The organism is Aliirhizobium wenxiniae, assembly GCF_019511445.1.
Classification (GTDB): Bacteria; Pseudomonadota; Alphaproteobacteria; order Rhizobiales; family Rhizobiaceae; genus Neorhizobium; species Neorhizobium wenxiniae_A.
Genome location: NZ_JAEUAN010000010.1, coordinates 83,508 through 97,998 on the forward strand (window position 1 = coordinate 83,508; position 14,491 = coordinate 97,998).

At 59.7% G+C, this 14,491-nt stretch carries 14 protein-coding genes; 2 read left to right on the forward strand and 12 right to left on the reverse strand.

The features are described 5' to 3' along the window. Positions 1-138: 138 nt before the first annotated feature. The gene (locus JNB91_RS13955; RefSeq protein WP_220326121.1) at positions 139-2,121 is read right to left on the reverse strand and encodes a YjhG/YagF family D-xylonate dehydratase; all 1,983 of its coding nucleotides are present in this window, start codon (positions 2,119-2,121) and stop codon (positions 139-141) included. 39 nt (positions 2,122-2,160) lie between these two features. After that, positions 2,161-3,078, reverse strand: a complete 918-nt coding sequence (locus JNB91_RS13960) for a dihydrodipicolinate synthase family protein (RefSeq protein WP_220326122.1) — start codon at positions 3,076-3,078, stop codon at positions 2,161-2,163. A 361-nt stretch (positions 3,079-3,439) separates the two neighbouring features. On the opposite strand from JNB91_RS13960, the gene JNB91_RS13965 reads away from it, so the two are divergent. Beyond that, entirely contained in the window at positions 3,440-4,306 is an 867-nt protein-coding gene (locus JNB91_RS13965) for an alpha/beta hydrolase (RefSeq protein WP_220326123.1), read from the forward strand. A gap of 156 nt (positions 4,307-4,462) precedes the next feature. On the opposite strand, the gene JNB91_RS13970 is transcribed toward JNB91_RS13965, so the two are convergent. The 5 genes from JNB91_RS13970 to JNB91_RS13990 are packed head-to-tail and all read right to left on the reverse strand — an operon-like array spanning position 4,463 to position 9,229. Further along, complete coding sequence (locus JNB91_RS13970) at positions 4,463-5,407, reverse strand: GDP-L-fucose synthase family protein (RefSeq protein WP_220326124.1); 945 nt, start codon at positions 5,405-5,407, stop codon at positions 4,463-4,465. Positions 5,408-5,410: 3 nt separating this feature from the next. Continuing rightward, on the reverse strand, positions 5,411-6,487 hold the full coding sequence (gmd, locus tag JNB91_RS13975) for a GDP-mannose 4,6-dehydratase (protein WP_220326125.1): 1,077 nt from the start codon (positions 6,485-6,487) through the stop codon (positions 5,411-5,413). A gap of 12 nt (positions 6,488-6,499) precedes the next feature. Next, positions 6,500-7,666, reverse strand: coding sequence for a DegT/DnrJ/EryC1/StrS family aminotransferase (locus tag JNB91_RS13980; RefSeq protein ID WP_220326126.1), 1,167 nt, complete (start codon positions 7,664-7,666; stop codon positions 6,500-6,502). Then, complete coding sequence (locus JNB91_RS13985) at positions 7,666-8,445, reverse strand: glycosyltransferase family 2 protein (protein ID WP_220326127.1); 780 nt, start codon at positions 8,443-8,445, stop codon at positions 7,666-7,668. The genes JNB91_RS13980 and JNB91_RS13985 overlap by 1 nt, the downstream gene beginning before the upstream one ends. Further along, positions 8,438-9,229: an NAD-dependent epimerase/dehydratase family protein gene (locus JNB91_RS13990; RefSeq protein WP_220326128.1), complete on the reverse strand. Its 792-nt coding sequence runs from the start codon at positions 9,227-9,229 to the stop codon at positions 8,438-8,440. The genes JNB91_RS13985 and JNB91_RS13990 overlap by 8 nt, the downstream gene beginning before the upstream one ends. A gap of 291 nt (positions 9,230-9,520) precedes the next feature. On the opposite strand from JNB91_RS13990, the gene JNB91_RS13995 reads away from it, so the two are divergent. Beyond that, complete coding sequence (locus JNB91_RS13995; RefSeq protein ID WP_220326129.1) at positions 9,521-10,333, forward strand: glycosyltransferase family 2 protein; 813 nt, start codon at positions 9,521-9,523, stop codon at positions 10,331-10,333. A 179-nt stretch (positions 10,334-10,512) separates the two neighbouring features. On the opposite strand, the gene JNB91_RS14000 is transcribed toward JNB91_RS13995, so the two are convergent. From JNB91_RS14000 to JNB91_RS14020, 5 genes are all read right to left on the reverse strand, one after another. Next, on the reverse strand, positions 10,513-11,349 hold the full coding sequence (locus JNB91_RS14000; protein ID WP_220326130.1) for a fumarylacetoacetate hydrolase family protein: 837 nt from the start codon (positions 11,347-11,349) through the stop codon (positions 10,513-10,515). A 76-nt stretch (positions 11,350-11,425) separates the two neighbouring features. Then, positions 11,426-12,238, reverse strand: coding sequence for a transporter substrate-binding domain-containing protein (locus JNB91_RS14005; protein WP_220326131.1), 813 nt, complete (start codon positions 12,236-12,238; stop codon positions 11,426-11,428). Between the two features lie 56 nt (positions 12,239-12,294). Next, positions 12,295-13,062, reverse strand: a complete 768-nt coding sequence (locus tag JNB91_RS14010) for an amino acid ABC transporter ATP-binding protein (RefSeq protein ID WP_220326246.1) — start codon at positions 13,060-13,062, stop codon at positions 12,295-12,297. A gap of 11 nt (positions 13,063-13,073) precedes the next feature. Continuing rightward, positions 13,074-13,724, reverse strand: coding sequence for an amino acid ABC transporter permease (locus tag JNB91_RS14015; RefSeq protein ID WP_220326132.1), 651 nt, complete (start codon positions 13,722-13,724; stop codon positions 13,074-13,076). Between the two features lie 46 nt (positions 13,725-13,770). Further along, on the reverse strand, positions 13,771-14,445 hold the full coding sequence (locus JNB91_RS14020) for an amino acid ABC transporter permease (RefSeq protein ID WP_346269335.1): 675 nt from the start codon (positions 14,443-14,445) through the stop codon (positions 13,771-13,773). Between the last annotated feature and the right edge of the window lie 46 nt (positions 14,446-14,491).

Consider the following 14,491-nt stretch of genomic DNA (forward strand, 5'->3'; position numbering starts at 1 on the left):
GTTTCCTTCCCAAAACACCACTTTTGCGGGTTGTTTGCAGACACACGATCCCTGCGCCGCCGATTGCTCGGCGGCAGATGATGGGGGTTCGGTTGTCAGGATTGGGCGGCCGACTCCTACGGCCGCCCCGGGCCGGCCTTAACGGCTGGCCTCTTCGGCCTTCAGCGCAGCCTGGCCGGCAGCCAGCACCTTGAGGATCTTGTCCGTGTCATAAACACAGCCACCCCAGGGGCCGCCGCTTGCCGCCTGAAGGGCGGCCCAGAGGCGCGTATCGTCGGGCAGGGCCGGCGCCGGTTTGAGATCCGGATGGACCTCACGTTCGGCAAGTACTTTCGCACCTTCCGCCGCTGTCAGCGGCTTGTCCTCCGTGCCGATGAAGTTGAGCGAGCCCTCGAGCTTGATCGTATCGACGATCATTTCGACGATATCGCCATCGCGAAGTCTGGCGATCGGCCCACCCGCCAGCGCTTCCGGGCCGATATGACCGACGCAGGCGCCCGTGGAGACACCGGAGAAACGTGCGTCGGTGAGCAGCGAGACGTGCTTTCCGTAGGAGAGATGCTTCAGCGAAGAGGTCAGCTGATAGGTTTCCTCCATGCCGGTGCCCGAAGGGCCGCCGCCCATCACCACCATGATGTCGCCGGCATGAATGCCGCCAGACTTGATAGTGCGGATGCCGTCACGCTCCGAGGTGAAGACCTTGACCTTGCTGGTATGGCGATAGACACCATCCGCTCCGACGACACTCGGATCGATGGCGGTCGACTTGATGACCGAGCCCTCGGGCGCAATGTTGCCGACTGGAAAGGTGATGGTGGAGGTCAGCCCCCGTTCGGCCGCCTGCGCAGGGCTCATGATCACCTCTTCGGGACGGATGCCGTCCTGTTCGAAAAGGATGGCCTTGAACCGTTCGCGGCGTTCGGATTTCTCCCATCGGTCGAGGTTTTCCTTCACTGTTTCGCCGGTCACCGTCAGGGCATCCTCGTGCAGGAGACCGAGTGCCCGCAGATGCAGCATGACTTCCGGCACGCCCCCGGCAAGGAATGCCCGGACTGTCGGATGCGGTACCGGACCGTTCGGCAACACGCTGACGAGGCGCGGGACGCGACGGTTGATCTCCGTCCAGTCCTGCACGCTCGGCATCCGACAGCCGGAGGCATGGGCAATCGCCGGAAGATGGAGAAGCAGGTTGGTCGAACCGCCAAAGGCGGCATGGACCATCATCGCATTCTCGATCGCCTTTTCGGTCAGGATATCCTTCGTCGTCACGCCGCGCTCATGCAGAGAAAGCGCTGCACGGGCCGACTGGCGGGCAATGTCCAGCCAGACCTGTTGTCCTGAAGGCGACAGCGCCGAATGGGGGAGCGCAAGGCCAAGGCCTTCGGCAACGACCTGTGACGTACCGGCAGTGCCGAGGAACTGACAGCCGCCGCCCGGCGAGGCACAGGCCTTGCAACCAAGCTGGGAAGCTTCTTCGAGGCTCAGTTCATGATTGGCGAAACGCGCGCCGATCGTCTGCACCTTGCCGGCATCGTCACCCTTCGTTGCCGGCAGGGTGGCTCCACCGGGCACCAGAACAGTGGCGATGTCGTGCATGGAAGCGAGCGCCATCATCATTGCCGGCAGGCCCTTGTCGCAGGTGGCGATGCCGACGACCGCCTTGCGGGTTGGGAGCGAACGGATCAGCCGCCGCATGACGATGGCCGAGTCGTTGCGATAGGGCAGGGAGTCGAACATGCCGGTCGTGCCCTGTGAGCGACCGTCGCAAGGGTCGCTGACATAAGCGGCATAGGGCACGCCGCCCGTTTCCGACACCGCCTGTGCGGCGGCCTTCACCTGATCGCCGATCTCGTAATGGCCGGTATGCATGCCGAGTGCGATCGGCTTGCCTTCGGCATCGCGCAGACCGCCGGTGGTGGCGAGGATGAACACCTCGCGACCGAGCAGTTTTGCCGGGTCCCAGCCCATGCCTGCATTCAGCGTCATGCCGAAAATGTCGCCGCTCGGGCGGTTGATCAGCATGTCGCCGGTCAGGGGAAGGGCGCCGGCGGGACCCGGGGACTTCGTCCTGACGTCATAGATGTCGTAGTCTGTTTCTTCGTGGATCGTACCTTCGGACATGAGTTTTCCTCCACTCGTAAATTGATGTTGTTTGTTAGGTCAGGCGGAGATCAGGCCCGCATCGGTCAGAACGTTACGGACCACGGCGACCTTCTCTTCGCTGAGCTTTGCGGCGGCCGGGGGCAGCGAGTGGCAGGAAACATCGATCCCGCAGGCCTTCATGGCTTCCTTGACGACACCGACGAACGGCACGTCGACCTTGTAGATGCGGGGCAGCTTGAGGATGGTGCGGTGAAGTTCTGCTGCCTTGGCGAGATCGCCTTCCTTGACCGCACGATAGATGCCGATGGAGATGTCTGGCGCGAAGTTGGCGCTGGCCGAAATGGCGCCGTCACCGCCCAGAAGCAGCGTGTTGAGAAGGTGATCGTCGAAACCGCAGAAGACGCTGAAATTGGGATGGGCGCTCTTCACGACATCGACCATATCGCGCAAATGGGCAACGGAATCGATCGTGTCCTTGAGGCCGACGATGTTGGCATGGGCATCGACCAGGCGCTTGACGAAGGCCGGGTAGAGATCCTGGCCTGTGAGTGCCGGGAAGTTATAGAGAAGCACCGGCAGATCGACCGACTTGGCGATGGTGGAGAAATAGCCGAACAGGTTTTCTTCCGTCACCTTCCAGTAATAGGGATTGATCGCCACGACACCACTCGCACCGATCGACTGGGCGTGCTGGCTGAGCGCAACGGCCTCACGGGTATTGGTGCTGCCGGTGCCGATCAGGACCGGGACGCGGCCATCGGTATAACGGACAACGAATTCGGCAACGGCGACACGCTCGTCATAGGACATCTGCGAAAATTCGCCGCCAGTTCCCAGGAAGAACATGCCGTCGACGCCGGCGCCGACGAGATGATCGATGACCAGAGCCATGCCTTCGGTGTCGAGCTTGCCCTGATCGGTGAAGATCGTCGGAACGGGTGGGATGATGCCGGAAAACTTCATCTGTCTGGTCATGAATATACCTCCTTGCAGGCAATGAGATAGCGGCACACGCGGGACGGCCGCCTGTTAGAAAAACCTCATTTGTTCAGCATTATAAAACTCTGTTCTGAACAATTTGACTGTAGCTTAGATGCAGTCGTTCGGCATTGCCAAACAGCATTCCGAGGCGCTATGTCGCATTGAGACGACTGAATGCCCGGTAGAATAGGGAGCCGTGATTGGCGTTATGAGGGGGCAGAGATAAACTATCGACGGTTTTTGAGGATGGTTGAAAAGCTGTGAGATCGGCTCATGATTAGCGTGACGCCGCTTGCGGCGGTCAGTCCGATCCCTTAGCCCTTCTTTCGGAATTGAGATCGTGCGGGAGAGCAGAATGACCGTTGGTACTAGCCTCTATTCCATGCCGGGAACCTGCTTCTTCGATCTTGTTCCGGCAGCGGGTGGCGAGCCCTATCGGATATTTCTCTTCATCCCTGCCGGAGAGCCGCCGGAAGGCGGATGGCCGCTTCTGGTGACGACCGACGGCAATGCGATGTTTCCTTTCGCGGTTGCAAGCCTCGTGACACAGGCGCCTTATCCGACTGCAACGAATGTCGGCTGGGGCGTTGTCGCAGCGATCGGCTATCCGACCGACGAACCCTATGACACGATGCGGCGCGCCTGGGATCTCGGGCCGCCGCCGATCAAATCCTATCCGCCTTATGTTGAGGGTGGACCGCCGGTCATGATCGGTGGAACCGGCGCGCTGCTGGATTTTATCGAGACGGCCGTGATCCCGAAGATTGCCGGCATGGTGCGACTCGATCCGACGCGCCGGTCGCTTTTCGGCCATTCCTTTGGCGGTCTCTTCACGCTTTTTGCCCTGTTCGAGCGCCCCGGACTGTTTGCCATCTGGATCGCGGCAAGCCCGACCATCTACTGGGAAGGCAGCGAGATCCTCAACAACGAGGCAAAGCGAAACACCGTGCCGGGAGCTTCGTCGTTCCTGCATCTTTCGGCCGGTGAATATGAAGGCGATGAACTGGCGCCTTTCCAGTACAGGAACGAGGACGCGTCCACGCGTTTGGAAAGGAAGAAATCGGAGCGCACCGTTTCTCTTGCGCGGGAAATGGCGGAGCGCCTGAACGGCACCGAAGACGGCATCCACACGCAGTTCGAAATCTTTGCCGGCGAGACACACATGTCAGTCGTCGGCCCGGCCGTGAACCGCGCGATCAACATTGCTTTTGCGGTGAAATGATTCCGTGTCGCACAGGGCCGTGTTGCTGGCTGGAGCAGGGCATTTTGGTGCCTATCAGCAAGCATCCCTGTTGCTGAAAACGCTCCGGAAAGTTTGATTTCCTTCCGGAGCCTTCAATTCGCGCCGCTACTCCGTCTTGAGTTTCCTCCGGGCCCTTTATCCGCTTTGGGCAGCAAGAAAACTCTCGTAAGTCTGCTTCAGGCCAACCTTGAGCGGCCGGGCATTGTTCCAGCCGAGGCTATGCAGGCGGGTAAGGTCTGCAAGTTTGCGCGGGGTGCCATCCGGGCGCGAACGGTCGAAGGAAAGCGGACCCTCGAAACCCACCGTATCGCTGACGAGTTGAGCAAGCTCGGCGATCGAGAGCTCTTCACCCGAACCGATATTAACCGGCAAGGCACCGGAATAGTTGCGTAGTAGGAAGATGACGGCTTCGGCGAGGTCGTCGACATGCAGGAATTCCCGAAGCGGGTTGCCGCTGCCCCAGATCGTCAGGCTTTCGGCCTTGTTCGCCTTGGCTTCATGCGCCTTGCGGATCAGCGCCGGCAGAACATGGCTTGTTTCCAGGTCGTAATTGTCGCCGGGACCGTAAAGATTGGTCGGCTGGGCCGAAATGAAATCCAGGCCCTGTTCCTGGCGATAGGCCTGGCAGAGCTTGATGCCGGCAATCTTGGCGATGGCGTACCACTCGTTGGTCTTTTCCAGCGGCCCCGTCAGCAGTGATTCTTCGCGGATCGGCTGTTCCGCATCACGCGGATAGATGCAGGTCGAACCAAGAAGCAGGAGTTTTTCCACGCCGGCCCGCGCGGCCGCCTCGATGACATTGGCTTCGATCATCAGATTGTCATAGAGGAAGGCGACCGGCGAGGCGCTGTTGGCGGCAATGCCGCCAACACGGGCCGCCGCCATGATGACGGCGTCCGGCTTCGTATCTCCCATCCACCGGCGCGTGGCCGCCTGATCGCGCAGGTCGACCTCGCTGCGTGGGACGGTCAGCACCTCGCAGTTTTCCCCGGAGAGAAGACGCACGAGTGCAGAGCCGACCATGCCACGATGGCCGGCAATCCATATCCGTTTTCCCTCAAGCTCAAACACGGGGGCCATCGGTCAGTCCTTGTCCCTCTGGTGAACCGAACTCGCATGTTCGCGAATGTCGGACTGGACCATTTCCGTAATCATCTCTTCGAGCGTCGTTGTCGCCGCCCAGCCGAGCTTCTCCTTAGCCTTGGCAGGATCACCCAGCAAGAGATCGACTTCCGTCGGACGGAAGTAACGCGGATCGACCTCGACGAGGCAACGATCGGTGCCGCGTTCGAAACCCCGCTCCTCAACGCCTTCACCCTTCCATTCAATCTCGACACCGGCAACCTTGAAGGCCGTGCTGACGAAGTCACGCACGCTGACGGTGCGCCCGGTGGCAAGAACGTAGTCGTCCGGTTCATCCTGCTGGAGCATGCGCCACATGCCCTCGACGTAGTCACGCGCATGACCCCAGTCACGCTTGGCGTCGAGATTGCCGAGATAAAGCCGATCCTGATCGCCGGCAGTGATTGCCGCAACGGCGCGGGTGATCTTTCTGGTCACGAAAGTTTCGCCGCGACGCGGGCTTTCATGGTTGAAGAGAATGCCGTTGGACGCATGCATGCCGTAGGATTCGCGGTAGTTGACCGTGATCCAGAAGGCATAGAGCTTGGCGACGCCATAGGGCGAGCGCGGATAGAACGGGGTTGTTTCCTTCTGCGGCGTCTCGACGACCTTGCCGTAAAGTTCGGACGTGGATGCCTGGTAGAAGCGCGTCTTCTTTTCCATGCCCAAAATGCGGATCGCTTCGAGGATACGCAATGTACCCATGCCATCAGCATTCGCGGTGTATTCCGGCGTTTCGAAGCTCACATGCACGTGGCTCTGTGCGGCAAGGTTATAGATCTCGTCCGGCTGCACTTCCTGAATGATGCGGATCAGGTTGGTGGAATCGGTCATGTCGCCGTAGTGCAAGGTAAAACGGCGATGCGACACATGCGGATCTTCATAGAGGTGATCGATGCGCCCGGAATTAAAGCTCGACGAGCGGCGCTTGATGGCATGAACTTCATAGCCCTTTGAGAGCAGAAGCTCGGCAAGGTAGGATCCGTCCTGTCCGGTAACGCCGGTTATCAATGCGCGTTTCGAAGCAGTCTTTGTCATCTTCGTTATTCCTCAGCAGGGGCGGGCGACAGCGCCAAAGGCTTCAGCCACGCGCGCAATGTCTGCCTCGGTCAGATTATGGTGGTTGGGCAGGTAGATGCCGTAATCATGCACCTTGTCTGCATTCGTCAGCGCGAGACGCGGGTTGTCGCGAAGCCAGAAAGGATGGCGCGCAATGTTGCCGCAGATCAGCGGCCGGCACTCGATATCGAGCGCGTTGATATGCTTGTAGGTTTCGAGCCGGTTTTCGATGAAGGTGCCGTAAGCGAAGGAAGACAGGATCTCGGTGTCGCCCGACTGGCAGAAGAAATCCGGCAATGCCTTGCGGTAAAGCTCGAAATTGATGCGCCGACGTTCAACGATATGGTCGAGCTTTTTCAGCTGCGAACGGCCTAGGAAGGCCTGAAGATCGGTCGAGCGCAGGTTATAGCCTGCGTGGTAGAAGGTGTAGAGGTTCTTGAACTCGTCGATACCGTTCTCATCCGCCAGCGACTTGCGCAGGTCAGGTTTCAGGTCGCGGCTCCATCCGTGCGAACGCAGCGAAAGCATCAGCTGATGCAGGTCGCTATCATCGGTAACGACCATGCCGCCCTCGATGGTCGAGATATGGTGGCCATAGTAGAAGGAGAAGCTGCCGGCGGTGCCGATCGAGCCGAGCTTCCGGCCCTTGTAGGTAGAGCCGAGCGCCTCGCAAGAATCTTCGAGCAAGATGATGTCATAGCGCTGGCAGATGTCGCGGATCGCATCCATGTCGCCCGAGTGGCCGAGAACGTGGACGAGGATCAGCAGCGACGGCGGATCTACGCGGCAAAGATCCTCCAGATGGTTGAGATCGATCCCGAGCGAATTCGCATCGCAATCACAAAGGCGCACGTCGAAGCCCAACTGAAGAAGCGGTGAGACTGTCGTGACCCAGCTGACACCGGCGGCGATCGCCTTGTTGTTGCGCAGGCGGCCGGCTTCCTTCAGGGCTGCAATCATCAGAAGGTTGGCCGAAGAACCGGAATTCACATAGACCGCATGGCGGCTCTTCATCCAGGTTGCGAACTCTTCCTCGAAGGCAAGTGTCTGCTCGGCCTTGGTCAGCCGATTACCGGCGAGCATCCATGTGGAGAGCGCTTCGAGCTCATCCTGGGCAATGGTTTCTTCTGCAAGACGAATAGGACGAAGTCCGGACATCAGGATGTCTCCCTCATGCGCACTGCGCGCATCACTTTCATTTCCATGTAATAGCGGGTGACTTCCGCATAGGCGGCGCGCAGCTTCTTGGTCTTCTCTCCAGACGCAAAAGCATCGATGGTGATGGAGCCTTCATGGGCACGGAAGAAGGCGAGCGGTTCGCGAACGAAGCCGACTTTCGGGTAGCGCAGCATCGAAAGCAGCGTCACAAACGCATCGGGGCCAACACCACGGTATTCATTGGTCTGCAACGGCAGGCGCCCCTGGTAGAGTGCATCGAGCAGGATCTGTCGACGATAGACAGCTGCGCCGGGAGAGATCAGGGAAGCGAGGATCTGCTTCTCCACCGCCTCGACGGGGAATGTACCGGTCGAGGGCAGCCATTCGACGAACTGGCGCAGCTTGGTCGGAAGGCCCGGGCCATCCACCACATCAGCGCCGCTGAATGCAAACCCGGTGCTCTCGTCGATAACGGAAAGGCAGGCTTCGATGAAGTTCGGGGCGATCCAGTCGTCGTCATACTGTAGATGAACAAAGTCGCCCTTGGCGTGCAGCACGCCTTCCAGCCAGCAGAAATGCGGGCCGAAGTCACGCTCGCGGCGAATGTAGAGAATGCGGTCGCCATAAGCCTCGGCCACTTTCGGCGTTTCGTCCGTCGATCCGTGATCGACGACGATAACCTCGACGGGGCTCGTCTGGTTTAACGAACTCTCGATGGCTAACGGCAACATGCCGGCGCGATTGAAGGTTGGAATAACGATGGAAACAGTCTCAGACATCAAGGTCTCCTAGGATCTGTCTAAGCCGCGAAATATTGGCGATCAGAGTATCGGCAGTGCCGGTGGCGCGGATTTCGAGAGGCTGTGGGCTCAAGCCCTGAACGAAATCTCGGATTGTCGTGCCATTGCCGGAGGCAATATTGACGGGGCCAGTGGCGTCGGAAAGGGCGAGGCGAACGACGTATTCCGCCGCTTTTTCGGCGGCCAGGAAATCACGGATGCTATTGCCGCCCGGTAGCTCGAAAGGCTGCGTCAGGTCTTCACCGGCCAGCCGCCGCTCGATCGAGGGGCGCAGGAAAGAGCCGGTCTGGGCCGGATCGTGGATCGAGAACAGCCGTGTCGCGAGAAAAGCCCGGCCGGTGGCCTCGCATATGTCGGCGGCGGCGCTCTCGGCTTGCCATTTCGTGCGACCGTAAAGCGATGACGGGGCTTTCTCCGCATCCTCGGCAATCGGTTCGGCTGATGGTGCGTAGACGTGGCTCGACGAGCAGAACAGGAAAGAAGCGCGGCTTCCCTCCAATGCGGAAAGGAGGTTGATCGTGCCGCCGACATTGACCGCATAGGCGCGCGCCGGATCGGCCTTGACCGAAGCAACGGGTACCAGAGCGGCAAGATGAATGACTTTGTCGATGGGAGGAAATGCCGCAACCTGCGCCCGCACGTCATCCGGCTGGGTCAGATCGGTGCTGTTGACGATTACCTCGGCATACGGCGCCAGATCCGTGAGATGCCTGACGACATGCCGCCCCAGAATGCCGCCTGCCCCGGTTATCAGGACACGCATTGGTGATACCACTTGCGGACCGATTGCCCCATGGGAACCGATCGGCGATGCGAGAAGAGGCCGAACGTCTGCTGCATGCAATACCCTTGTTATGCGTGACGAAGGGCTTCGCAGCGCAGACAATACACCTATTTGGCAGGTGCGAACGCTCACCGTTCCGCCCCTCGGGAAACGTGGTCAATGGCAATTGACGCGAACGCCCGACGCATGCCATGCCTCGATAACCATCATTGATCGGCATCAATGACCATTGTGCCATGCGCGAACCTTACGGCGAAGGAATTCCCCAATATGCATTATACCAAGGTGAGGACGCAGAGCGATTTCGAGGGCGCTCTGGTTACCGTCTATTGCGCGGTCTGGCATCGCCAGCAGAACAAGCTCGACCTGCTGAAGTCTCATTACATCAACCTTCGCAGCCAGAGCATCGGTGTACGCATTCTCTACATTTTCGACAATGGTGACACGCCGCCGGATTGGCTCGATGCGGATTGCTACGTGTTTTCAGGGCCGCTTTCGATTTATGAGGCATGGGCGGCTGCCGTGGCGCTCAACAAATCGTTCTATGTCATGAACCTCAATCTCGACGACCGTCTGGCCACCAATGCGGTGGAAATGATGGTCGGTGCGTCCTGCGCCTCGTCTGCGGCACTCGTCGGCGGCGAATGGCTGATCTGCTTCGATCAATCGCATCTGGACCAGGCGTTCAAGGCGCCGCTCCTCATGGCATCGGAATTCGTGCCCGCCTGGCCGCCGAAACCGCATCCGCGCCTGAGACTCGGTTCCGGCACAGGTGAACGCGGCACCTTCGGTCCCGCGACGCTCTGGCATGCTGCAGCGGTCGGAAAATACTATCCGAGCTACTTCAACGACGGATCGATCATCCGGTCGATTGGCGACACGCTGTTCTGGACCGCCCTACAAAAGCGGAACCTGAAGATGGTGCGTCTACCGATACTCATCGGCAAATATTACTCCTCACCGACAGAACAGGCCGAATTCCGCGCGAACGAGGATCAGGAGCTTCTCACCCGTCACGGTGTTTCGAAGATTTCTTTTGCCGATCGTATCGTCAGCGGCGAAGTGCCTGAGTTGGCGGGCTAGAGCAATTCCAGCAAAAGTGGGAACCGGTTTTGCATCCGGAATTGCGCTGAAATAAAGAGATAGAGCAGTTTCGCGTTTCGAAGAAAGGCGGAAATGCTCTGGAATATTTCGTGAAAGCGTAGAGATGAACGATGCCCGCGACTATGGTGTGTGGGCATCGTTCGTTGAGGCGCCGAATCTTACCGCACCGTTTGACGCTGCTCGCCCAGGCCATCGATGCCGAGCGTCATCACGTCGCCGCGTTTCAGGTAGGTCGGCGGTTTCATGCCCATGCCGACGCCGGGCGGTGTGCCTGTCGTGATGATATCGCCGGGTTCCAGCCGCATGAAGCGGGACAGGTAGGAAACGATATGGGCGAGCGAGAAAATCATCGAGCTTGTCGAGCCGGTCTGTCGGCGTTCGCCGTTGACGTCGAGCCAGAGGCCGAGGTTCTGGACATCGGCGATTTCGTCGCGGGTGACGAGCCACGGGCCGACGGGGCCATAGGTCGGCAGGCTCTTGCCCTTGATCCACTGACCGCCGCGCTCGATCTGATAGGATCGTTCGGACACGTCGTTGCAGATACAGAAGCCCGCCACATGGTCGAGCGCATCCGCCTCGGAGACGTTGAAGGCAGCAGTGCCGATCACCATCGCGATCTCCACTTCCCAGTCAGATTTCTCCGATCCTTGCGGCATCACGACATCATCGGTCGGACCGGATATGGAGGAGGGGGCCTTGCTGAAGACGACCGGTTCGCTCGGGATCGGCATGTTGGATTCATGCGCGTGATCGACATAGTTCAGGCCGATCGCGATGAAATGGCCGGGTTTGGCGACGCAGGAACCGAGCCGCACGCCATCGTTCACGACAGGCAAGGTGGAAAGGTCGGCGCCGCGTATCCGCTCAAGGCTTGCCGGCGACAGCGCCGCGCCGGCAAAATCCGCAACAAGGCTGCTTACGTCGCGAATGCGGCCTTCACCATCGAGAATGCCAGGGCGCTCCGCGCCCGGCGCGCCATAACGAACCAGTTTCATAGTCTCTCCTGAAATGTAAGGGATTGGAGACAGGCCGCCCCGCTGCCTGTTTTAGATGATCGGCGGCCTGTCAGGCTCACTGGTTGAGCATTTTCTCCGGCAGCGACTGCTTGAAGTAATGTTCATAAATCTTGTTCAGCTCGCCGTTCTTCAGATTGGCAGTGATCCATTCATTGACCCAGGCTTCGAGCTCCGGTGCCTTCTGGCGCATGCCGATAGCCATGGGGTAGGCCGCAAGCTCGACCTTGATTGCAAGGTCGCGGTTCGGATTCTGGTCGGCGACGGCCTGAGCAGTGGAAAGCGCTGCCGACATGTAATCCTGCTGACCGGTGCCGACCGCGGTGTTTGTCGTGGCCTCGTCCTCGTAACGGACGATATTGGCACTCACGCCCTTTTCCTTGGCGGCCTTGGTCAGCTCGATATCGGCCGTCGTGCCGCGGGCGACCGCGACGCTCTTGCCGTCAAGGCCCGAGGCGTCCCTCAGCTCTTCAGCCTGGGGGCCGAGAATCACAACCGGGATGACGCCATAGGGTTTGGAGAAGGAGATGACCTTCTTGCGCTCCTCGGTGATCGAGAAGGAGGCAATGACGAGATCGACCTTGTTGGAAATGAGGAACGGCACGCGGTTTGCGCCCGACACCGGCACCACTTCGAGCGTGACGCCAAGATCCTTTGCCAGCAATTTGGCCGTATCGATATCGAGGCCGGTCTGCTGCGCCTTGTCGTCCAGCATGCCGTAAGGCGGATGGCCGACATCGACGGCGATCTGGATGCGACCGCGCTGCTTGATGGTTTCGAGTGCGTTGGCGAATGCTCCTCCAGCACCGCCGAACAGCATGGTCATGGCAAGGCCGCAGGACAGGGCGCGGCGAGACAGTTTGATATTCATGCTTTCTCCTCCTCCATCCGCCGTCCCATGACGGCGGCAAAATCATTGCCGATCCGTCACAGCCCGCTACCGACGAACTGCCTGAGCTCTACCGTCTGCGGGTCATCGAGCATCGTGCCCTTGCCGGCCTCCCAGACGCGGCCCTGATGCATGTAGACGACGAGATCGGCGACCTGCCGGGCAAACGCCATTTCGTGGGTGACGAGCACCATGGTCATGCCGCCGGCGGCAAGCTTGCCGATGACTCTCAGCACTTCTCCGGTGAGTTCCGGATCGAGCGCCGAGGTCACTTCGTCGAACAGCATCAGTTTCGGCCGCATGGCGAGCGAACGGGCGATCGCGACACGTTGCTGCTGCCCGCCGGAGAGTTGTTCGGGATAGCTTGATGCCTTGTCCGACAACCCGACCTGCTCTAGCACTTCGGCAGCCAAAGCGTGGCTTTCGGCAGCGTCGAGACCGTTCACCTTTCTCGGTGCGAGCGTGACGTTCTGTTCGACCGTCAGGTGCGGGAAAAGGTTGTAGCTCTGGAAGACGATACCGACTTCCTTGCGCAGTTCCCGCAATTCGAAATCGCGGGCGCGCAGATTGCGGCCGCAGACGGTCAGCTCTCCGCCATTGATCTTTTCCAGCCCGTTGATGCAACGCAGCGCCGTGCTCTTGCCCGATCCGCTTCGGCCGATCAATGCCGCGACCTGGCCGGGCATGACATCGAGGTCGATGCCTTTCAGCACTTCCAGCGCGCCAAAACTCTTGCGAACATCGCGAAACGAGACCATCGGCTGGGTGCCGTCTTGCGGAGCGACCGGGGTGTGGACGGAATTCATCGAAATGACGGTCATGCATTTCTCCTGTGAAGGCGCAGTTCGAACCGGCGGGCGTAGCGCGACAGCGGGAAGCAGATGGCGAAATAGATCAGCGCCGCGGCGGTGAAGATGACAAAGGGCTTGAACGTGGCGTTGTTCAAAATCTTGGCGGAGTAGGTGAGATCGAAGAAGCCGATCACCACCGAATAGGAGGTGTTCTTGACGATCTGCACGAGGAAGCCGACCGTCGGTGGCACGGCTATGCGCAGCGCCTGTGGCAGGATGACGTAGATGAAACGCTGCAAATTGGTGAGCGCCAGGCATTCGCCGGCTTCCCACTGGGTTTTCGGCACGGCCTGGATGCAGCCTTTCCAGATTTCGCCGAGATAGGCGCTGGAATAGAGCGTCATGGCGATGGCGGCTGCCACCAGTGCGTTGACGTCGAACCCGTAGATGCTGACGCCGAAATAGACGACGAACATGATGACCGGCAACGGAATGCCCTGCACGAACTGCACATAGACACTCGATAAACGACAGAGAAACCAGCCGCGCGAGATGCGGGCAAGCGCCACCGGCAGGCCGACGATCGTGCCGCCGACAAACCCCATCAGCGACAGGACAACCGTCCAGAAGGCACCCTGAACCAGAAAGCCGTATTGATCGAGGCTCACGCCAAGCATGGGCGGTCTCCTTTCAGATGCGCGGAAATCGAGGTGGGACAGCGTCTCATAGCGGTGTCCTCAGTTTGCGCAGGCGGGTGAAGGCGAGCTGTGCCGCGCCGTGAAGACAGAGCCGCAGCATGGTGGCGAGTGCGAGGTAGAGCACCGCGATCACCAGATAGACATCGAAGCCGCGGAAGGTGATGGACTGGACCTGATAACCGACTCCGGTCAGTTCTTCGACGGAGATTTGTGACATGATCGAGGTTGCCAGCATCATCAGGATGAACTGGCTGACCAGCGCCGGATAAACCAGTTCGGCAGCCTGCGGCAGCTGGATGTTCCAAAAGATCTGGCGACGGGTCATGGCAAGACAGTTCGCCGCTTCCAATTGTCCCTTGGGTATGGCCTGAAAGCCGGCGCGCATGATTTCCGCCGAATAGGCGCCGGTATTGATGACCAGTGCGATGACCGCCGCATTGAACGGGCCGATACGGGCGCCAAGCACGGTCAGGCCGAAGAATAGCCAGAAGACCTGGATGATCAGCGGCGTGTTGCGGATCGCCTCGACATAGATCGTCACCGCCGTCTGCAGCCAGCGCGGGCCATATAACCGGCCGACGGCACAGGCCGTGCCGAGCGCAAAGCCCGGCAGAATCGAAACCACCGTCAGCATGACGGTCAGGCGGACGCCATTGATGATTTCGGATCGAAAGCTTTCGAGAAAGCTGAAATCGAACACATAGTCCAAGCTATTCCTCCTCCTCACCATCAGGTCGGCTGCAGCG